The sequence below is a fragment of the Sulfitobacter sp. D7 genome, assembly GCF_003611275.1.
Taxonomy (GTDB): Bacteria; Pseudomonadota; Alphaproteobacteria; order Rhodobacterales; family Rhodobacteraceae; genus Sulfitobacter; species Sulfitobacter profundi.
On the sequence record NZ_CP020694.1, the window covers coordinates 1,067,080 to 1,086,236 of the forward strand.

Genomic DNA, 19,157 nt, shown 5'->3' on the forward strand with positions numbered 1-19,157 from the left:
TAATCTAAGTTCAGAAGTCCAGCGCCGGGCAGCTGTCATTCTCGTAGTAAGAAACCACTTTGATCTCGCCGTCGATGATCTTCTGGCGCGCTTCGTCTACGGCGGCCTTCATTTCTTCGGTCACGAGATCGGCGTTATGCTCGTCCATGGCGACGCCGACACCTTCTTCGGCAAGGCCGAGGGTCACAACTTCGCCAACTTCGAGGTCTTCGCCCGCCATCATCGCGTCATAGACCGCGACATCGACACGTTTCAGCATCGAGGTCAGGACTTTGCCCGGGTGCAGGTGGTTTTGGTTGCTGTCCACGCCGATCGACAGGATGCCTTCGTCGGCGGCGGTTTGCAGCACGCCCACGCCGGTGCCGCCTGCTGCGGCGTAGACCACGTCAGCGCCTTGGTTGATCTGGGCTTTGGTGATCTCAGACCCCTTCACCGGGTCGTTCCAAGCGGCGGGGGTTGTGCCCGTCATGTTGGCGATGACTTTGGCATCGGGGTTGGTCGCCATGACGCCTTGGGCATAGCCGCAGCCAAAGTGGCGGATCAGCGGCACGTCCATGCCACCGACAAAGCCGACGGTATTCGACTCAGATGCCATCGCGGCCATCACGCCGACAAGGTAGGACCCCTCATGCTCGGCAAAGCTGACCTGACGCACGTTGGGCAGGTCGAGCCAGTTCACGTCGACCACGGCGAATTTCGTGTCGGGATAATCAGGGGCCACTGTCGAGAGCGGATCGGCCATGGCGAAACCCATGGTGATGATCGGGTTGGCACCGGATTCGGCGAAGCGGCGCAGAGCCTGCTCACGCTGCGCTTCGGACTGCATTTCGATCTCGGCGAATTTGCCACCGGTTTCTTCGGCCCAGCGGGTCGCGCCGTTGAAGGCCGCTTCGTTGAAGCTTTTGTCGAACTTGCCGCCGAGGTCAAAGATCAGCGCGGGTTCGGCCAGCGCGGCGCCCGATGTCAGGGCCAAGCCTGCGGCTGCGCCGAGGAATTTCGTCATGAGGGTCATTTATCGTCTCCCGGTTTGTGGTGCCGGGCGGTCGGGCAGGTGCTGCCGCCACGGCGTTTGTGGATCATATGATCAGGTGTAATTTAGGGCGCAGGCAGGGGGTAGGGTCAACCGCTTTTTGCGGGCAGGGCGGCGGGATCGCCACAGTGACCACGGGTCAACATGCGCCGCAGAATGCAGGCATCGACCGCCGCCACACCCCTGCGCGCATAATAGGCACGGCGGGTGGCAATTTGGGCAAAGCCTTCATTCGCATAGAGTGCGCGGGCGGGCAGATTGTCGGCGGCAACCTCAAGAAAGGCGCTGTCACAGTCGGCCGGCAGGGCCGCCAACCAGTCGTGCAGAAGGGCGCGGCCCAGCCCTTGGCGCTGCCGGGCAGGGTCGACGGCGAGGGTGAGCAGTTCAGATTCGCCCGCGATGGTGCGGGTCAGGGCAAAGCCACCGGGGCGGGTGAAAAGCTCCACGAAGGGGCTGTCCAGCAGGCTGGCAAACTCTGCCTCCTGCCACGGTCTGTCTTGGGTAAAGGCAGCGGCGTGGAGGGCCGCAAGCGCGGCTGGTGTCACGGCAGCAGCACCGGGGCCGCGTCGCGCGCCGGGGCGGCATCGGCGGGGCGCAGGTAAAGCGGCGCGGGGCGGGCTGGACTGTCGGCGAAACGGCGGGCCGTTATGCGGGCGATGGCTTCGGCCACCGGCATGGCGGGGGGCTCTCCGCCCGCGCCGATGAGGGGGCCGGTGAAGGCCGGAAGACCGGATGCGTCGTAAAGGGCGGGGGTGGAAATGCCTGCGTTGTCAAAGCCTTGGAGGAAGACCTGATCGCGCCGTGCATCCACGGCGCAGGCGCAGGGGCCATCGTGACCCTCGTGCAATGCGTCAAAGGCATCGACCCCGACTGCCGGAATGCCAAGGCCAAGCGCCAACCCACGCGCGGCGGAAACGGCGATGCGGATGCCGGTGAAATTGCCCGGTCCGATGCCAACGCCAAGCGCGTCAAGATCGGCGTAGGCCACCCCCGCGTCACTCAGCAGTTCCTCGCAAAGCACCAACAGCCGTTCGGCTTGGCCCTTGGTCATCGGCTCCACGCGCGCCGCCAATACCCGGTCGCCCGACAGCAAAGCGGCCGCGCAATGCGCGGCCGATGTGTCGAAGGCCAGAATGAGCGGCCCGCTTGCGCGATGGTCAGGCAACCGGACGAACCTCTGTCACCTCGGGGATGTAGTGGCGCAGCAGGTTTTCGATGCCCATTTTCAGCGTCAAAGTGGACGAGGGGCAGCCCGCGCAGGCGCCTTGCATGTGCAGATAGACAACGCCACGCTCAAACCCGTGAAAGGTGATGTCGCCGCCATCTTGGGCCACGGCAGGGCGCACGCGGCTGTCGAGCAACTCTTTGATCTGACCGACGATTTCACCGTCTTCGCCATCATGGGCGGCGTGGCCCGATGTGGGCTGGTGGTCAGAGGCCATGACCGGCTCACCGGATTGGAAATGTTCCATGATCGCGCCCAGCAGGGCGGGTTTCACATGGTCCCATTCCACCGCGTCTTGCTTTGTCACGGTGACGAAATCGGTGCCGAAGAACACGCCCGTCACACCCTCAACGGAAAAGAGCCGTTGGGCCAGCGGCGATGTCGCCCCGGCATCGGGGGTCGGGAAATCGGCGGTGCCCATCTCCAGCACGGTCTGACCCGGCAGGAACTTGAGCGTTGCGGGGTTCGGAGTGGATTCGGTCTGGATGAACATGGGGTGTACCTCGCTTTCGGCGTGGGTTCTGATATGCGCCCGCGCGGGCGGCAAGTCAAGGTTTAGAACCGTTCTAAATTGTGTGTGGCCCACACGGAGGGGCGGGATGCAGGGCTGGGTCAGGCGCAGGCTGCGGTCAAGTGATCGCTTCGAGCCGTTCCTTGCTGAGATCGCCGGGCACGATGGTGATCGGCACAGGCAGAGCCCCGGCAGAGCGCGACAATTGCGTAACAAGCGGGCCGGGGCCTTTCTTGCGGTCGCCGCTGGCGCCGAGCACCAGCACGCCGATGTCTGGGTCATCTGAAAGCTGTTGGATGATCTCATCCGTGGGCTCACCTTCGCGGATGATCAACTCAGGATCGACGCCTTGTTTGTCGCGCATCCATTTGGCGAAGACCTCGAAATGCACCTCGATCCGCTCGCGGGCCTCTTCGCGCATCAGGTCGCCGACGCCGATCCAATGGTTGAACTCTTCGGGCGGGATCACCGACAGGACGGCCACGCCGCCCCCGGTGCGCGCCGCGCGCAGAGCGGCAAAGCGCATGGCATTCAAACATTCGGTGCTATCGTCCAGCACCACTAGGAATTTCCGCATCAAACCCTCTCTCCGCACCTCCTCCCGGTGCGGTGTGATCATGGCGCGGGCGGGCGGCGCTGGCAATTGCTTTTGCGCGCCGCTGCCGCCCGGACCTTCAGCCGCGCTGACTTGCGGCCCAATCCCAATACATTTCGCGCACGCGGCGGGTCACCGGGTTCTGGTTGTCCCCGGTGCCATATTGCGTGTCGTCAAAGGCGCGGACGGGGGTGACCTTCATCATATTGCCCGACAGGAAGACCTCATCGGCGGCATGGAAATCGTCAAAGCTGAGGACGGTCTCATGCACCTTCATGCCCGCGTCGCGCATGTTCGACATATGCCGTGCGCGGGTGATCCCGGCAAGGAACGTGCCATTGGGAATGGGGGTGAAGACCTCGCCATCCTTGACCATGAACACGTTCGCACTGGCGCTTTCGGCGACATTGCCCATGGCATCGGCCACCAGCGCGTTGCCGAAACCTTTGGACCGCGCCTCGACCATCATCCGGGCGTTGTTGGGATAGAGACAGCCTGCTTTGGCATTGACCACGTTATCCTCCAGCACCGGGCGGCGGAAGCGGGTGCGGGTGAGGGTGGTTGCGGCCTCTGGCGGGGCCATGGGGATGGCCTCTAGACTGATGGCGAAACCGGTGGCGCCTTCGCGCGGCACGATGCCCAACTCGTCGCCCGCCAGCGCCCAATACATCGGACGGATATAGACCGCCTGATCGCGCGAATAGCTTTTCAGACCCTCGCGGCACATCTCGATCATGTCCTCGGTCTCGACCGTGGGGGTGATCATGAGGGCCCGGGCAGAGCGGTTGATCCGCGCGCAATGCGCCTCAAGATCGGGGGCCAGCCCGTCAAACAGCCGCGCCCCGTCAAAGACGGTGGTGCCGAGCCATGCGCCGTGATCGGCAGCCTTGATGGTGGGCAGATCGCCGTCGTGCCATGCGCCGTTGAAATAGGTCTTGATGTCTGTGCCGGTGGCCATGTGACGATCCTTAGGAATTGCTGCGGTAGATGCCCTCGGGCAGGTTCAATGCCGCCGTCAGATCGCTCAGCTGCGCGGGGGACAGGGTGATCTTAACCACACGGTCAGTGCGCGCGTCCCATTGCTCGATCGTGATCTGTCCTGCAAAGGCAGAGACGGTCACGTCCTCGCGCAGGGGGGCGTCGGATTCGTCGATCAGGGTGATGACGGTGGCGTCGAATTCGTGCTCGATGGTAAACATGAGGGCACATTAGGCTTTGTGCTCGCGAGCGCAAGACAGGCTTTGTGCGGCCAAGCGCAAGACCGCCGTTGGGACGTCAAAGCTCTGTGAACGGGGGTGGCAGCGCCGGGGCGTCATGATAGACAGGTGGGCGAGGAAAAACCGAGCGAGGACTTGCCGTGAAATTGTTGAATGCCCTTGGCGCATTTGCCGTCATCGCCCTGCTTTCGGCCTGCGAGGTGGCACCGGTTCAGACAGGGCCGATCCAGGTCGACCGGCCGCAGACCACCGGGCAGCAGACCACTGGGCAGTCGGGCCCACGGCTAAGCGCGAACGCCGCCGCGCGGAGCTTCGTGCAGGTGGTTCGCACGCTTGAGCCCGTGGCCGAGCGGGAGTGCCGCAACCGCACCACGGGGATGAATTGCGACTTCAATATCGTGGTCGATGATCGCCCCGGCCAGCCTGCCAACGCCTTTCAAACGTTAGATAAAAACGGCCGCCCGATTGTCGCCTTTACCTTGGCGTTGATTGCCGATGCCCGCAACGAAGACGAACTGGCCTTCGTGCTGGGCCATGAGGCCGCGCATCACATCGCGGGCCATATTGGCCGCCAGCAGCAAAACGCCATGGCGGGCGCGGTGATCTTTGCCGGGATCGCCACGCTCAGCGGTGGGGACGCGACCGCTGTGCGCACGGCGCAGGAACTGGGTGCTGAGGTCGGCGCGCGGCGGTACTCTAAGGACTTCGAGCTTGAGGCCGATGCGCTTGGCACGATCATCACCGCGCGGGCGGGCTATAATCCGTTGCGGGGGGCGGAATTCTTTACCCGCATTCCCGATCCCGGCGACCGTTTCCTTGGCACGCATCCGCCCAACAGTTCGCGGATCGATATCGTGCGGCGCACCATGGCGGGGCTGTGACGGTTTGCGCAAATTGGGGCAGGTACTGAACGACCGCGGATCGAAATACGCGGTGTCGGGCTGTTCCGCGCGCAATCGTGCCGAGGTCGACGCCGCGTTAAAAGACCTCAAGCGCGAGAAATCCTACGCCAAGGCCACGCATAACACATGGGCGGTGCTGTTCTCAGACGGCGGCCCGCTGAAAGGAGATGATGGCGAATCCGGTGCCGGGATGGTGATCCTGCGCATGCTGGAGCGGGAAGGGCTGGAAGATCACCTTATCGTCGTCACCCGTTGGTACGGCGGCAAACATCTGGGCGGAGATCGCTTTCGCCATGTCCAGACCTGCGTGCGGGCCTATCTGGATGCGGTGGCGGCCTAAAGGCTCAGTGCAATCGCGGCAAAGAAACAGGCCGTGGCGATCAACACAAAGACATGCCAGATCGCATTTTGATAGCGCATGCCGGGGTGGGCATAGATCAATGTGCCCGCCGAATAGGTTAGCCCGCCCGCGGCCACCAGCGCCAAGGCGGCACCGGGCAAATTGTGCCACATCGGGTAGATCAACAGGACCGAGAGCCACCCCATCCCGAGGTAGAGCGCCAGTGACCCCCGCGCATCGGTGCGCCAGAACCAGAGCTTTGCCACCGCGCCGATCACCGCGAGCGCCCAGACCACGCCCAAAATGCCGTAGGCAAATCCCGAGCCGATCACCATGACAAGCGGCGTGTAAGTGCCCGCGATCTTGAAATAGATCGCCGCGTGGTCGACACGGCCCAGAAAAGCGCGACTGCGGTCGAAGGGCAGCAGGTGGTAGACGGCGGAGGCGGTGAAGGAGGCAAGGATACACGCCGCATAGATCACGGTGGCGGTCAGCGTGCCCTCCTGACCTGCGGCGTGCATCATCAGAAAGATGCTGGCAGGGATAGCAAATCCGAGGCTGAGCAGATGCACTGTGCCATCAGCCAAGGTCTCAGAAATGGAGGTCGGATAAGCCATGCCGAAAAGGTAGCAGCGTCGTTCTGCCATGCCATAGGTGACGCAGCGTCAATCGGGCGGCCCGACGGATCAGCGCGGTTTGTTGCCGTCGATCCAGCGCGACATCAGGGTTTTGTCGCGAAAACACTCCTGCGGCACATCGCGGCGTTTCAAGCGCGCGATGCGTTCGGCAAAGGCGACCTGTTTGGCCGAGGGGTAGGCGGCAAACGGCCCCTCCAGCGCCTGCGGCCTATGGGCGTCGATCCATTCCGAAACCGCTGCGCGGTCTGCTTCGATCCCGTCGGGAAGGTCATCGCCCGTTCTCTTGGCAAGGGTCCGGGCGTATTGCATCTGTTTTTCGGTCGCGGGCATGCGGCGGTCGGCCTGTTTGGGCTGTGCACTGTCACTGCCGCGCGGCGGGCGACCCTGTTGGTCAGGATCGAAGATGCCGGGAAACTGAGGTTGAAAAGACATGTGGTCATTCCTCTGCTACTGCGTTCTACATATAGAACAGAAAGGGAACAGATTCAAGTCTCTCCGTAGTCGCGCCCTTTCTTGTAGGTATATCTAGTAGGGAGGTGGTTTGGTTCCACAATATCGGCGAATTGTGCGACCTAGTGCAATCTCGCAGCGGCCTCAGCGATAAGCTCTGCCGCTCTGCGCATTCGGGCGGGCAGGGGCCGCCCACGCCGCGAGGCGAGCCAAAGTTCATGCCAGCGCCGTTTGGGCAGAGGCAGCAGCCGAAGCTGGTCCTTCGCGGCAAAAGTCTCGACCCCGCTGCGGGGCAAAAGCGTGTAGCCCACCCCCCGCGCCACCGCCGCCGGAATCTGGCCGATTTGGTTCACATAGCCACGCAGGCGGATCCGGTCGGCCCCCGGATAGCTGCCCGGAAAATTCAACTGCAACAGATCGTCGGCATAGGCAAAGCCATCGGGATGCGCGATGAAGCCGTGCGCTTCAAGATCGGCGAAACTTTCTATCTGTTCCAATGCATTAACCGGTAGAACAAGGCAAAGTTCCTCGCGTCCCAGATGCTGGGCTTCCAGTCTGGCATGGGCGGGATCATCGGCGAGCACGCCCAGATCGAACCGCCCATCCAGCAACCCGGCGCGGATCGTGGCTTGGGGTGCGGCTTCGAGGTGCAGGGAGAGGTCCGGCGCGTTGGCCATCCACTCTAGCAGCAGGGGCTGGAGCAATATGGCGAAACTGCCGGAGCAGGCGATATGCACCACGCCGCAGTCGGGCAGATCGGTGGCGATCCGTTCGCGCAGTCGCTGCTCTTCGCGGCGGCGGGCAAGGCCGGTCTCGAACAGCGCTTCGCCCGCCGGGGTCAGGGTGAAACTTTTCCCATCGCGGGCGATCAGCGGCTGGCCCAGTTGATCCTCAAGCTTGCGCAGATGCTGCGACACGCCGGGCTGCGTCATGTTGAGCCGCTCTGCCGTGCGGGTGAAATGGCCCGCCTCGCAAAGGGTGGTGAAGGTCTCAAGCCAAGTGGCATTCAGCATATCAAACGTTTCGTTATGATTTAGATGAGGTTTGATAATTTCATATGTGGGGCGTGCCTGTCTATCTCAAGCTCAACGCAAACAGGAGATACCCCATGACCACCCCCCGTACCTTTTCCCACATCGGCCTATCCGTGCCGGACCTCGACGCTGCGGTTAAATTCTATTCCGAAGTGTTGGGCTTTTACGTCGTGATGCAGCCCACCGAAGCGGTAGAAGAAGACACGGCCATCGGCGTCATGTGCACCGATGTCTTCGGCCCCGGCTGGGGTTCGCTGCGCATTGCCCATCTTGCGACAGCGGATGGCATCGGCATCGAAATCTTTGAATTCCCCGGCAATTACGCCCCCGAGGAGAAGCTAGAGCACAAGCGCCACGGCACGTTCCATTTTGCCATCCAAGACCCGGATGTTGAAGGGTTGTTGGAGCGGATCGTCGCGGCGGGCGGCAAGCAGCGGATGCCGGTGCGGGAGTATTTCCCGGGCGAGAAACCCTACCGCATGGTCTATGTCGAAGACCCCTTTGGCATCGTGTTCGAGCTTTACAGCCACAGCTATGAACTGACCTATTCGGCAGGCGCCTACGCCTGATCGGTCACCGGGGGCGTCAGGTGATCTGACGGCCCCAAAGGTCGTATTCGCCTGCTTCTTCGACTTCAACGGTAACGATATCGCCGACTTTGAGTTTCTGGAAATCCTCGTCGATGAAAAGGTTGCCGTCGATCTCAGGCGCGTCGGCCTTGGTGCGGCAGGTGGCAGCGTCTTCGTCGATCTCGTCAACGATCACGTCGATGCGCTTGCCGACCTTGGCGGCGAGCTTGGCCTCGGAAATGGCCTGCGCCTTTTCCATGAAGCGATCCCAGCGGTCTTGTTTGACCTCTGGCGCGACATGGTCAGGCAGGGCGTTCGACCGCGCGCCTTCGACGTTTTCATATTGGAAGCACCCGACCCGGTCGAGTTGCGCCTCGTCCAGCCAATCGAGCAGGGTTTGGAACTCGGCCTCAGTCTCACCCGGATAGCCGACGATGAAGGTCGAGCGCAGGGTGATGTCGGGGCAGGTATCGCGCCACGCGGCGATCTCATCCAGCGTCTTGGAGGCCGCCGCGGGCCGGGCCATGCGTTTCAGCACATCCGGGTGGGCATGTTGAAAGGGAATATCGAGGTAGGGCAGCACCAGCCCTTCGGCCATGAGCGGGATCAGTTTGCGCACATGGGGGTAGGGGTAGACGTAGTGCAGGCGTACCCAAGCGCCAAGCGAGCCAAGATCACGCGCGAGATCGGTGATATGCGCACGGTGCCCACGGTCTTCGGCGTGTTTGATGTCGACCCCGTAGGCAGAGGTATCTTGGCTGATGACCAGCAGTTCCTTCACGCCATTGTCGACCAGCCGTTCGGCTTCGCGCATCACCGCGTGGGCGGGGCGGCTTTGCAGGCGGCCGCGCATGTCGGGGATGATGCAGAACTTGCACTTGTGGTTACAGCCCTCGGAAATCTTGAGGTAGCTGTAATGCCGCGGGGTCAGCGAGACCTGTTGCGCGGGCAGCAGATCGATAAACGGGTCAGGGCTGGGCGGCACTGCCCCATGCACCGCGTCGAGCACCTGTTCATATTGATGCGGGCCGGTCACGGCGAGGATCTTGGGGTGGTGTTCGCGGATATAGTCAGGCTCGGCCCCCAAACAGCCGGTGACGATCACCTTGCCGTTCTCGGTCAGCGCTTCGCCAATGGCGTCAAGGCTCTCGGCCTTGGCACTGTCGAGGAAACCGCAGGTGTTCACGATCACCGCGTCGGCACCTGCGTAGTCAGGCGACACGCCATAGCCCTCGGCGCGCAGCCGCGTCAGGATGCGTTCAGAATCCACCAGCGCCTTGGGGCAGCCAAGGCTGACCATGCCGATTGTCGGCTGGCCGGGGCGGGCGGGGTTGCTGATCTTCGCTTGTGGGGCGAGGTCGGGGCGCAGATTGGGTGGGTTTGTGCTCATGCATTGCGCTATAAGGCATGCGAGTGAGCGGGGAAAGAGCCGCCGGGCAGGAGGAGAGAGCCATGAGATGGATTATACGCGGCATCGGCGCGCTGTTGCTGATCGGTGTGATTGTGCTGGGGGGGCTGTTTTTGCTGCCGGGTGACCGGATCGCGCGGATCGCAAGTGACCAACTCAGCCGAATGACCGGGCGCGCGGTGTCAATCACCGGCGATGTGGGCGTGACGCTCTGGCCGGTGCTGGGGGTGACTGCGGGCGGGCTTGAGGTCGGCAATGCCGATTGGACCGATAAGGGCGCGATGCTGACGGCGGCGAATGCAGCGATTGGGGTGGATGCGGGCGCGCTTTTGCGCGGTGAGATACGCATCACCAATATCGCGGCGCAAAGCCCGGTGATCCGGCTGGAGCAGCGCCGCGACGGGCGGGCGAGTTGGCAGTTCACCGACAGCAGCAGCGGTGCGCGGATTGAGACGCAGAGCGAACCGACCGCCAGCCGCCGCCCCCTGAGCATTCAGAAGCTGACGGTGACCGATGCCACGCTGATCTATGACGCCGAAGGGGCCGATGTGCTGCGCTATGAAGGTGTCGATCTGGCGCTCGATTGGCCCGAGCGGGGCGGGGCCGCGGATATCACCGCCAGCATGGCCCCGGCGGGGGAGGCGGTTCAGCTTGCCGCGCGGATCGAAGGCTTTGCGGATTTTCTGGAGGGCGGCGTGCAGCCACTGCGCGCGGATGTTGCGACGCGCGGGGGCGAAGTCTCTTTCGATGGGCGCGGATCGCTCAATGGTGCACTGGCGGGGGATCTGCGGGTCGATAGCCCCGATACGGCGCGGTTTCTGGCGTCTTTCGGGGCGGGCGGTGTCACGCTGCCACGGGGGTTGGGCCAGTCGGTCGATCTGCGCAGTGGGCTGACGCTGACGGCAGATCGGCGTTTGGCGCTGCGCAACATCGCGGTGGATTTGGGCGGCAATAGCCTGACCGGGCAAGCCGATCTGGCGCTGAACGGCACGCCGAGGATCACCGCGAACCTGCGCACCGGGGCGCTGGACCTCTCGGCCCTGTCGGACGAAACGGCAGAGACGGGCGGCAGCGGCAGCCCGACAACGGCGGGTCTGGAGGGGTGGTCTCGGCAGGAAATCAACGCGGATTGGCTTGCGGCTTTCGACGGCGACATCGCGCTGAGCGCTGAGAGCATTGATCTGGGGCAACTCGCTCTTGGGCCCACACGGGCCGTGCTGCGCAACGACCGCGCGCGGATGGTGTTCGATCTGCAGGATATGAGCGCCTATGGCGGCAAGGTTGCCGGTGAATTCGTGATGAACAACCGCAGCGGCCTATCCGTGGGGGGCAAGCTGAGGGCGCAGGGCGTACAGATGCGCGACCTGTTGGAGGATACCGCCGGGGTGACGCGCTTTACCGGGGACGGAACTGCGGAGGTGTCGTTCCTCGGCTCCGGGCAGTCCGTAGATGCAATCATGCGCTCGCTCAGTGGGGCGGGGGTGCTGACCATGGGGCGCGGCACGATTGCCGGGATCGATCTAGACGCGCTACTGGGCTCGGTCGATGCCAAGGGCGGCAGTACGGTATTTGATTCCGTGGATGCGACGTTCGATATCGCTCAGGGTATCTTGCGCAATGACGATCTGCTGATGCTGCTGCCGAACTTCAACGCGACCGGGGCAGGGCAGGTCAATCTGGGCGCACGGACGCTCGACTATACCGTCACCCCCAAAGCGCTGCGCGTCAATGCCGCGCGCGGCGGGCTGGCGGTGCCGGTGCGGATCACCGGGCCATGGGCGGACCCTGAGATCAAGGCCGATCTGCGCGCCGCGATCGACTTGAATTTCGCCGAGGAAAAGCAGCGGGCCGAGGATGTGGTGCGCGAGAAAATCCAAGAAGAGTTGAGTATCTCGCCGGATGACAGCCGCTCAACCGAGGATATCGTGAAGGATGAGTTGGAGAATGCGTTGAAACGCGAGTTGTTCAAACTCTTCGACTAGCGCGAAGCCTTGCCCGCCCGCCCTTCGCGCGAAACTCATGGTGGCGCATGGGGGCGGGCTGCGGTAAGGCTGGCGCGACATTCTAGGAGAGGCGCAATGGCCAACGATCTTTTCAACAGCTTCATGACCGGCCCCGACGAACAGGGCCGTTTCGGCGATTTCGGCGGGCGCTTTGTCTCGGAAACGCTGATGCCGCTCATTCTTGAGCTAGAAGAGCAATATGAGAAGGCCAAGACCGACGACAGTTTCTGGGCCGAGATGCATGATCTGTGGACCCACTACGTCGGTCGCCCCAGCCCGCTTTATCACGCCGAACGGCTGACCGAGCATCTGGGCGGCGCCAAGGTCTATATGAAACGCGACGAGCTGAACCACACCGGCGCGCATAAGATCAACAACGTGCTGGGCCAGATTATTCTGGCGCGCCGCATGGGCAAGAAACGCATCATCGCGGAAACCGGGGCGGGCCAGCACGGTGTGGCGACAGCGACGGTCTGCGCCAAGTTCGGGCTGAAATGCGTGGTCTATATGGGCGCGCATGATGTTGAGCGTCAGGCGCCCAACGTTTTCCGCATGCGCCTGCTGGGCGCCGAAGTGGTGCCGGTGACTTCGGGCCGTGGCACGCTGAAGGATGCGATGAACGACGCGCTGCGCGACTGGGTGACCAATGTGCGCGACACCTTCTATTGCATCGGCACCGTGGCCGGGCCGCACCCCTATCCGGCGATGGTCCGCGATTTCCAAAGCATCATCGGCAAAGAAGTGCGCGAACAAATGCAGGAGGCCGAGGGCCGTCTGCCCGACACGCTGATTGCCGCCATCGGTGGTGGGTCGAACGCCATGGGCCTGTTCTATCCCTTCCTTGACGACAAGTCGGTGAACATCATCGGTGTCGAGGCTGGCGGCAAAGGCGTGAACGAAAAGATGGAGCATTGCGCCTCCCTTACCGGGGGCCGCCCCGGCGTGCTGCATGGCAACCGCACCTATCTGTTGCAAGACGACGATGGGCAGATCCTCGAAGGCTTCTCGATCTCAGCGGGGCTGGACTATCCGGGCATCGGGCCAGAGCATTCGTGGCTGCACGACATTGGCCGCGCGAAATACGTCTCGATCACCGACCGTGAGGCGCTGGAAGCGTTCCAGCTGTCCTGTGCGCTTGAAGGGATCATCCCGGCGCTGGAGCCCAGCCATGCGCTGGCGCATGTGATGAAGATCGCGCCGGAACTGCCGAAAGATCACCTGCTGGTGATGAACATGTGTGGCCGTGGCGACAAAGATATCTTCACCGTCGCCCGGGCATTGGACTTCGACATGGGTGAATTCGCCTAAATCCGCTTCCGAATCTGATTAGAATTTGACGGGCCCGTGTGAAAACGCGGGCCCGTTTTTTTGGGCCGAAGCCAATCGCGCGATTTTCGCATAAACTTTGCGCCGGGGGCGAAGTTCTTTGCCAAAAAAGAGCGAAAAAACTTTCACATTGAGAAAAGACCCGCTAGCCTTCGCCTACAGCCCGCGCGCCTGCCCGCGAAACTCTGTTTCGCCCTTGCAGGCTTGACGCTAAGGCATCTTTCCCTCGTTTTTCGCTCTGCCATGGCTCCGTAAACCAAAGTTTATGACGCTCTTACAGGGGTTTAGATCGGCCGATTTAAACCCGGGGCAGATAGCCAATACCCCCTCGAATGCCCTTTTCCATGTCATCCCAACGACGCCGCGTCACTGATGATCGGCTCGCAACCCACCCCGGGACTGAAAAGGAACACGATATGAAAAACGCATTCGCAACCGCCTCACTGATCCTTGCCACAGCAGGCACAGCCGCCTTCGCACAGGGCATGGAAGGCCAGCGCATCGGCTACAACGACGAGACCGACAATGGCGTTTCCTACTCCAGCCGCAGCGAAGCTGTGGATGAGGCCAAACTGGAAAACTTCAAAGACGGTATCCTGCGCGCCGAAGACCTGTCCGATGTGACCATCACCGTCTTCCCGACCGCGCAGAGCGACGCTTCGGTCAACCGCTTCCCGCGCTAATCACCGCGCGACCCCAACTTTCCCCCGAAAGGACACGACATGAAAAAGACACTCGCAACAACCGCCCTGATCCTCGCCACAGCAAGCACCGCTGCTTTCGCTCAAGGCATGGAAGGCCAGCGCATCGGCTACAACGACAAGACCGACAATGGCGTTTCCTACTCCAGCCGCAGCGAAGCTGTGGATGAGACCAAACTGGAAAACTTCAAAGCCGGTATCCTGCGCGCCGAAGACCTGTCCGACGTGACCATCACCGTCTTCCCGACCGCGCAGAGCGACGCTTCGGTCAACCGTTTCCCGCGCTGATCACGGCGCGACCCCAACTTTCCCCCGAAAGGACACGACATGAAAAAGACACTCGCAACAACCGCCCTGATCCTCGCAACAGCAGGTTCCGCTGCTTTCGCCCAAGGCATGGAAGGCCAGCAAATCGGCTATAACGACAAAGCGGATGCAGGCGTTTCCTACTCCAGCCGCAATGACGCGGTCGACAACGTGAAACTGGACATCTTCAACAGCGGCACCTTCCGCGCCGAAGACACATCCGACGTCACCGTCACCGTCTTTCCCGCCGCGCAAGACGCCGCGAAAGTGAACAGCTTCCCGCGCTAAATCCGGGCTGATGCCATCTAAGGCATTGCGCTAAAACAATCTTCCGGCCAGCGAAGCCTCCCTTATACTGGCCTCAAGACAATGCACTCGCCCTTCGGGGCGGGTGCCAAATCACTAAGGGTTGATCACGGCGCATGGCCGCCATCCCTTGCACTTCGGTGTGCCGCGGTTAAATACGGCGGATACCAAGGCAAGGCTTCACCATGAATAATAAGAAAAAGATCGCACTGTGGGTTATCGCCGCTCTACAGTTTAACGCCACTGTCTATTTCGTGCTCGTTTTTGCACTGGAGGGTCGGGGCGTAACGCTTTTTGGCACCCCTCTGGCTGACATCGGGCCGAACAAAGGGATCCAGGTTTTGGGTCTGATCCTTGGGGTCGTTCTGGGCTGGATGGCCCTGCGAATGAGCCTCCAGCGCGCCGAGCGGGCAGAGACGGCGCTGCGTCATTGTACGGTGGAATTCGCTGATGTGCTCGAAGAACACTTTCGCGAATGGCACCTCACCCCGGCAGAGCGGGACGTGGCTATTTTCCTGACAAAGGGTTTGAATACACGAGACATTGCTGAGATGCGCGGCACTTCCGAAGGCACCGTGAAAGCGCAGACCAACGCGATTTACCGCAAAGCGGGCGTAACCGGACGGACCCAGCTTCTAAGCACCTTTATCGAAGACCTGATGGACGATGCGCTGATGCCGCGTCCGAAGTCGAAACTGCAGCTTTGCCACGCGGCCTAAGGGCGGCGTGGCGCCTTAGCGCGTTAGTTCCAGAATATCGAAATCGCTCTCAATAGCCGGTGACGGAAACAACAGCCGCGCCCGCGTGGGGCTGACCCGCTGAAAGACCGCCACGTCGCTTTGCACCTTGCCGCCAGAGGTGAAATCTTCGGGCAGGTCGGCATAATCGGGAGGTGTTTCGCCCCGGACATAGCCCACCCCAGCATAGATCGCACGGCCCGCGCGCAGGGTGATCTCCCCCCGCGTCAGTTGCGAGCCGGTAAGCTTTTCAAAGGTGAACCCGCGATCACTGGCGGTGAAGCGGCATTTGAACGGGGAATAGGCCACCAGCGGGCTGATCCCGCCAAGCTTGATCGTGCGGCAGGACCATTCCCCCTGCAAATCGGCGGAAAAGGCGACCTGTGGTTGCCCGGAGAGCGCGCGTGTCAGGGCCGCCACGTCCCCCGCTTCGCCCCCCGCCAAGCCCTGCATCATGGCATCGCCAAAGGCAGCGTCAAAGTTGTCCAGCCGGGCGCTATCGGCGGGGCGGAGCGTGGTTTCCGCCCATGCGGAGACAGGCAACAGCAGCAGAAGGGGCAGGAGGCGCAGGCGCATGATTATCCCTCGCTTTCGTCGATGGCATGGTCGCGCAGCACGTCCAGCGGCACAATATCGAGCGCGCGCAGATGCGTGGCGGCCAAGTGCACCCGCGGCGCGCAGCCCTCATCCGCGGCCTGCAAGAAACGCGCGGCACAAAGGCACCAAGGATCGCCCGGCTTGAGCCCGACAAAGCCGAATTCGGGGCGCGGGGTGCTTAGATCATTGCCGACATATTTCGAATAGGCCAGAAACTCTGCCGTCATCACCGCGCAGACCGTATGACTGCCCTGATCCTGCGCGCAGGTGTTGCAATGCCCGTCGCGAAAGAAGCCCGTCACCGGGTCGGTCCCGCAGATCACGAGGGGCTGGTTCAGGACGTTGATGCTGCTGTCGGGTGTCATATCTTCCCTTTCTGCCTTAGGTCCCGCCAGAGACGGAGGTCGCGATCTCGCGGAAAATCTCAATATTCTGCTCCGCCACCCCGGCCTCACGGAATTTACGGTCGGCGGCGTTGGTGGCGATGACGACATCGCGGGCGGTGTCGACATAGATGTACTGCCCATAGATGCCGCGCGCCATATATTCCCCCTCTGCTGCGCCCACGGGGATCCACCATTGGTAGCCGTAACCGATCTGCCCCTCCGCAGTGGGGGCGGTGGGGTTGGTTGAGGCTTGCACCCATTCTTCGGGCACGACCTGCTTGCCGTTCCATTGGCCACCTTGGGCAAACATCTGGCCAAAGCGGGCATAGTCGCGTGTGGTCATGTTCAGCCCGCCCAGCACGAAGGCAGTGCCTGAACCATCAACGATGTAATAGGGCGCATGTTCCAGACCCAAGGGCGCGATGACCTTTTCGCTCAGCAACTCCGGCACGCTGCGTCCGGTGGCCCCGCGCACCACCATGCCGATGACATGGGTGTCGATCGAGACATACTGCCACTGGCTGCCCGGCTGGGTGAAAGTCTCGGTCAGTTCGGCAGTGAAGTCATCCAGCCTGCCGCCCAAGGCCACGACCCGGCCCATGCGGTTGATGTCTGAATCGTAGTCGAGATAGTCCTCGTCGAAGGTGACGCCGCTGGCCATATGCAGCACGTTGCGTAAGCTTGCCCCGTCATAGGCGCTGCCTCTGAGATTGGGCGCGTATTTCGTGACCGGATCGTCGAGGGATGCGATCTGCCCTTCCTCCAGCAGGATGCCCACCAGAGCCGAGAGATAGCTTTTCGCCACCGACCAGCTGATCCGGCGGTCTTCGGGGCCGGTGCCTTTGAAATAGTTCTCATAGACGATGGCACCGTCTTTCAGCACCACCAGCGCGGTCACATCGCGCGCCGCGATCCAGTCGTCGACGGCATCGGGCAGTTCGGTCTCAGGGCCGTAGGCAAGTTCGCTGGTCAGCCCGTCCCCGCGCGAAATCGGGGCAGAAAGAAACGCGCCATCCATATGGCTGAAGTTATGCACGATCTTCTCTTCGGAGAAGAGAGAGTTCACCGCCAGAAGCCGCTCAATCTCTTCGCGCTTCCAAAGTCCGATGACCACTGCCGCCACCAAAAGCGCGAGCAAGACCCGGCCAAGCCATTTTCCGAATGTACGCATGATGTCCCCCTGTTCAGTTTCAGTGAACCACGGCGCAGGGGCGGGGGCCAGCCCGACATTGCGTCAGTCAGGCTGGGCGTCAGGCTGAACGTCAGACTGGGGCGCTCAGCGAAAGCGGTGCATCAGCTTTTGCAGCGGCGATTGGGCCTCTGCCTCCGGCTCGGGCTTGCTGGGGACGGGCTTGCTGGGGGCGGGCTTTGGCTGTGCTTCGGCGGGTTTCTTTGGCCCCTTGCTGCCGGTGCCCGACCGTGGTGGGGCCACGCGCAGCGCCACGGCATTCATAAAGCGCCCGGTGTCGCCTCGCGCCAGATCGGCGGCCCCGTCCGAGACGCCGCGCAGCACATCGTCCAGCCAGCCTTCGTCCGCCTTGGGGAAGTCGCGCAGTACATAGCCCGCGACCGCGTCCTTGTGGCCGGGGTGGCCGATGCCCATGCGCACGCGGTCATATTCTGCCCCGATATGCGCGTGGATCGAGCGCAGGCCGTTGTGGCCCGCATGGCCGCCGCCGGTCTTGCATTTTACGCGGCCCGGGGCGAGGTCGAGTTCATCATGAAAGACGATCACATCCACGGGGTCGATCTTGTGAAACTTCATCGCCGCCTGCACCGATTGGCCAGAATTGTTCATGAAGGTTTCAGGCTTAAGCAGCACCGCCCGGTCAGAGCCAAAGCGCCCCTCGCTGACACTGCCCTGAAACTTGCCTTTCCACGCGCCAAAGCCGTGGTCATCCGCGATGCGGTCCAGCGCCATGAAGCCGATATTGTGGCGGTTGCGGGCGTATTTCGCACCCGGATTGCCGAGGCCGACGATCAGTTTCATGGGCGGGGTCTCCTGTGGTTTCGCGGCAGTTTAACAAGCGGGGCAGGGGGATGGAATGGCCTGCTGTGTGCCGGGCTTTTTCGAAAATTCCGCGGTGATTTCTTTTGAAAAAAATCACCCCCTAAACGCAAAACGGGGCCGCGTGATGCGACCCCGTTCCAGCATTGCCTTGCGGCTGATGCTTATTCTTCACCGTCGGGCGGACCCATTTCGGTTGTCGGTACTTCGTCCGCTGCAGTCTCGTCTTCGTCGTCATCCGACGCGGCAAGGCCAGCAGGAGCCGAAATCGTGGCCACAACGAAGTCGCGGTCGATTGTGGGCTTGGCACCTTCGGGCAGGTCGACACGGCTGATGGTCGCGCTGTCGCCGATTTCGAGGCCGGTGATGTCCACGGTCACGTACTCAGGGATGTCCGCAGCCGTCACAACCAGTTCAACTTCCGGACGCACCAGAGTGAGCACGCCACCCTTTGTCAGGCCGGGGCATTCTTCTTCGCCTTTGACTTCGACGTTGATGAACAGGTTGATCTTGGTGGTCCGCTTCAGGCGCATCAGGTCGATGTGCGTGGGCAGGTCTTTGACAACATGGCGCTGAACGTCGCGGCAGATCACACGAACGTCGTCGTGGCCTTCAACCTTGAGGTTGAACAAGGTCGCTTTGAAGCGGCCTTGACGCAGGCGGGTCAGCAGCTTGTTGAATGGGATATTGATCGGCAGCGGGTCGTTGTCACCACCAAATACGATACCAGGAACCATGCCGTCACGACGTGCTTGACGAGCGGCGCCCTTGCCTGTCCCCGTACGTACCTGGGCTTCAAGATCAGGAATCTCTCCGGCCATTTTAGTCTCCAATTGATTAGGGCGGGAATCCTCCAAGGCTGTATTCC

At 62.2% G+C, this 19,157-nt stretch carries 25 protein-coding genes; 9 read left to right on the plus strand and 16 right to left on the minus strand.

Annotated elements, in window-relative coordinates:
• Positions 1 to 10: 10 nt before the first annotated feature.
• The 7 genes from B5M07_RS05095 to B5M07_RS05125 all read right to left on the minus strand — a co-directional run bounded on the left by B5M07_RS05095 (position 11) and on the right by B5M07_RS05125 (position 4,560).
• The gene (locus tag B5M07_RS05095; protein WP_120350495.1) at positions 11 to 1,012 is read right to left on the minus strand and encodes a BMP family lipoprotein; all 1,002 of its coding nucleotides are present in this window, start codon (positions 1,010 to 1,012) and stop codon (positions 11 to 13) included.
• Positions 1,013 to 1,119: 107 nt separating this feature from the next.
• Positions 1,120 to 1,575, minus strand: a complete 456-nt coding sequence (locus B5M07_RS05100; protein ID WP_120350496.1) for a GNAT family N-acetyltransferase — start codon at positions 1,573 to 1,575, stop codon at positions 1,120 to 1,122.
• A complete protein-coding gene (gene tsaB, locus B5M07_RS05105; RefSeq protein WP_120350497.1) occupies positions 1,572 to 2,195 on the minus strand; it encodes a tRNA (adenosine(37)-N6)-threonylcarbamoyltransferase complex dimerization subunit type 1 TsaB in 624 nt (207 codons plus the stop codon). The genes B5M07_RS05100 and tsaB overlap by 4 nt, the downstream gene beginning before the upstream one ends.
• Positions 2,188 to 2,748: a NifU family protein gene (locus B5M07_RS05110; protein ID WP_067942740.1), complete on the minus strand. Its 561-nt coding sequence runs from the start codon at positions 2,746 to 2,748 to the stop codon at positions 2,188 to 2,190. Before B5M07_RS05110 ends, tsaB begins: the two co-directional genes overlap by 8 nt.
• Positions 2,749 to 2,884: 136 nt before the next feature.
• Complete coding sequence (locus B5M07_RS05115) at positions 2,885 to 3,343, minus strand: universal stress protein (RefSeq protein ID WP_040700546.1); 459 nt, start codon at positions 3,341 to 3,343, stop codon at positions 2,885 to 2,887.
• A gap of 97 nt (positions 3,344 to 3,440) precedes the next feature.
• Entirely contained in the window at positions 3,441 to 4,319 is an 879-nt protein-coding gene (locus B5M07_RS05120; protein ID WP_067942742.1) for a branched-chain amino acid aminotransferase, read from the minus strand.
• Positions 4,320 to 4,329: 10 nt separating this feature from the next.
• Positions 4,330 to 4,560, minus strand: coding sequence for a hypothetical protein (locus B5M07_RS05125; RefSeq protein ID WP_067625976.1), 231 nt, complete (start codon positions 4,558 to 4,560; stop codon positions 4,330 to 4,332).
• Positions 4,561 to 4,724: 164 nt separating this feature from the next.
• Between B5M07_RS05125 and B5M07_RS05130 the strand changes: the two genes are divergently transcribed.
• Positions 4,725 to 5,459 (plus strand): M48 family metallopeptidase, encoded by a 735-nt coding sequence (locus B5M07_RS05130; RefSeq protein ID WP_409202624.1) that lies wholly within the window; start codon positions 4,725 to 4,727, stop codon positions 5,457 to 5,459.
• Positions 5,460 to 5,463: 4 nt separating this feature from the next.
• Positions 5,464 to 5,820, plus strand: coding sequence for a YigZ family protein (locus B5M07_RS05135; protein ID WP_120350499.1), 357 nt, complete (start codon positions 5,464 to 5,466; stop codon positions 5,818 to 5,820).
• Here B5M07_RS05135 and trhA read toward each other — a convergent pair.
• The 3 genes from trhA to B5M07_RS05150 form a co-directional block, all read right to left on the minus strand.
• The gene (gene trhA / locus B5M07_RS05140) at positions 5,817 to 6,437 is read right to left on the minus strand and encodes a PAQR family membrane homeostasis protein TrhA (protein ID WP_120352155.1); all 621 of its coding nucleotides are present in this window, start codon (positions 6,435 to 6,437) and stop codon (positions 5,817 to 5,819) included. The genes B5M07_RS05135 and trhA overlap by 4 nt on opposite strands.
• Before the next feature lie 69 nt (positions 6,438 to 6,506).
• Entirely contained in the window at positions 6,507 to 6,890 is a 384-nt protein-coding gene (locus B5M07_RS05145) for a hypothetical protein (RefSeq protein WP_120350500.1), read from the minus strand.
• A gap of 140 nt (positions 6,891 to 7,030) precedes the next feature.
• A complete protein-coding gene (locus B5M07_RS05150) occupies positions 7,031 to 7,921 on the minus strand; it encodes a LysR family transcriptional regulator (RefSeq protein ID WP_120350501.1) in 891 nt (296 codons plus the stop codon).
• Between the two features lie 95 nt (positions 7,922 to 8,016).
• Here B5M07_RS05150 and B5M07_RS05155 point away from each other — a divergent pair, with 95 nt between their 5' ends.
• Positions 8,017 to 8,511, plus strand: coding sequence for a lactoylglutathione lyase family protein (locus B5M07_RS05155; protein WP_067625967.1), 495 nt, complete (start codon positions 8,017 to 8,019; stop codon positions 8,509 to 8,511).
• A 16-nt stretch (positions 8,512 to 8,527) separates the two neighbouring features.
• Here the strand turns inward: B5M07_RS05155 and rimO are convergent, their stop codons facing one another.
• Positions 8,528 to 9,901 (minus strand): 30S ribosomal protein S12 methylthiotransferase RimO, encoded by a 1,374-nt coding sequence (rimO, locus tag B5M07_RS05160; protein WP_120350502.1) that lies wholly within the window; start codon positions 9,899 to 9,901, stop codon positions 8,528 to 8,530.
• A 62-nt stretch (positions 9,902 to 9,963) separates the two neighbouring features.
• Between rimO and B5M07_RS05165 the strand changes: the two genes are divergently transcribed.
• The 6 genes from B5M07_RS05165 (at position 9,964) to B5M07_RS05190 (ending at position 15,280) form a co-directional block, all read left to right on the plus strand.
• Entirely contained in the window at positions 9,964 to 11,901 is a 1,938-nt protein-coding gene (locus B5M07_RS05165; protein ID WP_120350503.1) for an AsmA family protein, read from the plus strand.
• A gap of 96 nt (positions 11,902 to 11,997) precedes the next feature.
• Entirely contained in the window at positions 11,998 to 13,230 is a 1,233-nt protein-coding gene (gene trpB, locus B5M07_RS05170; protein WP_120350504.1) for a tryptophan synthase subunit beta, read from the plus strand.
• Between the two features lie 434 nt (positions 13,231 to 13,664).
• Complete coding sequence (locus B5M07_RS05175) at positions 13,665 to 13,931, plus strand: tryptophan synthase subunit beta (protein ID WP_120350505.1); 267 nt, start codon at positions 13,665 to 13,667, stop codon at positions 13,929 to 13,931.
• Between the two features lie 39 nt (positions 13,932 to 13,970).
• A complete protein-coding gene (locus B5M07_RS05180) occupies positions 13,971 to 14,237 on the plus strand; it encodes a tryptophan synthase subunit beta (protein ID WP_120350506.1) in 267 nt (88 codons plus the stop codon).
• A gap of 39 nt (positions 14,238 to 14,276) precedes the next feature.
• Positions 14,277 to 14,543, plus strand: coding sequence for a hypothetical protein (locus tag B5M07_RS05185; protein WP_067625952.1), 267 nt, complete (start codon positions 14,277 to 14,279; stop codon positions 14,541 to 14,543).
• Positions 14,544 to 14,746: 203 nt separating this feature from the next.
• Positions 14,747 to 15,280 carry a helix-turn-helix transcriptional regulator gene (locus tag B5M07_RS05190; RefSeq protein WP_067625949.1) on the plus strand — a complete coding sequence of 178 codons (534 nt, stop codon included), beginning with the start codon at positions 14,747 to 14,749 and terminating at the stop codon, positions 15,278 to 15,280.
• A gap of 15 nt (positions 15,281 to 15,295) precedes the next feature.
• Here B5M07_RS05190 and B5M07_RS05195 read toward each other — a convergent pair whose 3' ends face one another.
• The 5 genes from B5M07_RS05195 to B5M07_RS05215 form a co-directional block, all read right to left on the minus strand.
• The gene (locus B5M07_RS05195) at positions 15,296 to 15,874 is read right to left on the minus strand and encodes a DUF4893 domain-containing protein (protein WP_120350507.1); all 579 of its coding nucleotides are present in this window, start codon (positions 15,872 to 15,874) and stop codon (positions 15,296 to 15,298) included.
• 2 nt (positions 15,875 to 15,876) lie between these two features.
• On the minus strand, positions 15,877 to 16,260 hold the full coding sequence (locus tag B5M07_RS05200; RefSeq protein ID WP_120350508.1) for a DUF2237 family protein: 384 nt from the start codon (positions 16,258 to 16,260) through the stop codon (positions 15,877 to 15,879).
• 16 nt (positions 16,261 to 16,276) lie between these two features.
• Positions 16,277 to 17,452, minus strand: a complete 1,176-nt coding sequence (locus B5M07_RS05205; protein ID WP_120350509.1) for a serine hydrolase domain-containing protein — start codon at positions 17,450 to 17,452, stop codon at positions 16,277 to 16,279.
• 105 nt (positions 17,453 to 17,557) lie between these two features.
• A complete protein-coding gene (gene pth, locus B5M07_RS05210; RefSeq protein ID WP_120350510.1) occupies positions 17,558 to 18,271 on the minus strand; it encodes an aminoacyl-tRNA hydrolase in 714 nt (237 codons plus the stop codon).
• 182 nt (positions 18,272 to 18,453) lie between these two features.
• A complete protein-coding gene (locus B5M07_RS05215; protein WP_120350511.1) occupies positions 18,454 to 19,110 on the minus strand; it encodes a 50S ribosomal protein L25/general stress protein Ctc in 657 nt (218 codons plus the stop codon).
• Positions 19,111 to 19,157 lie beyond the last annotated feature (47 nt).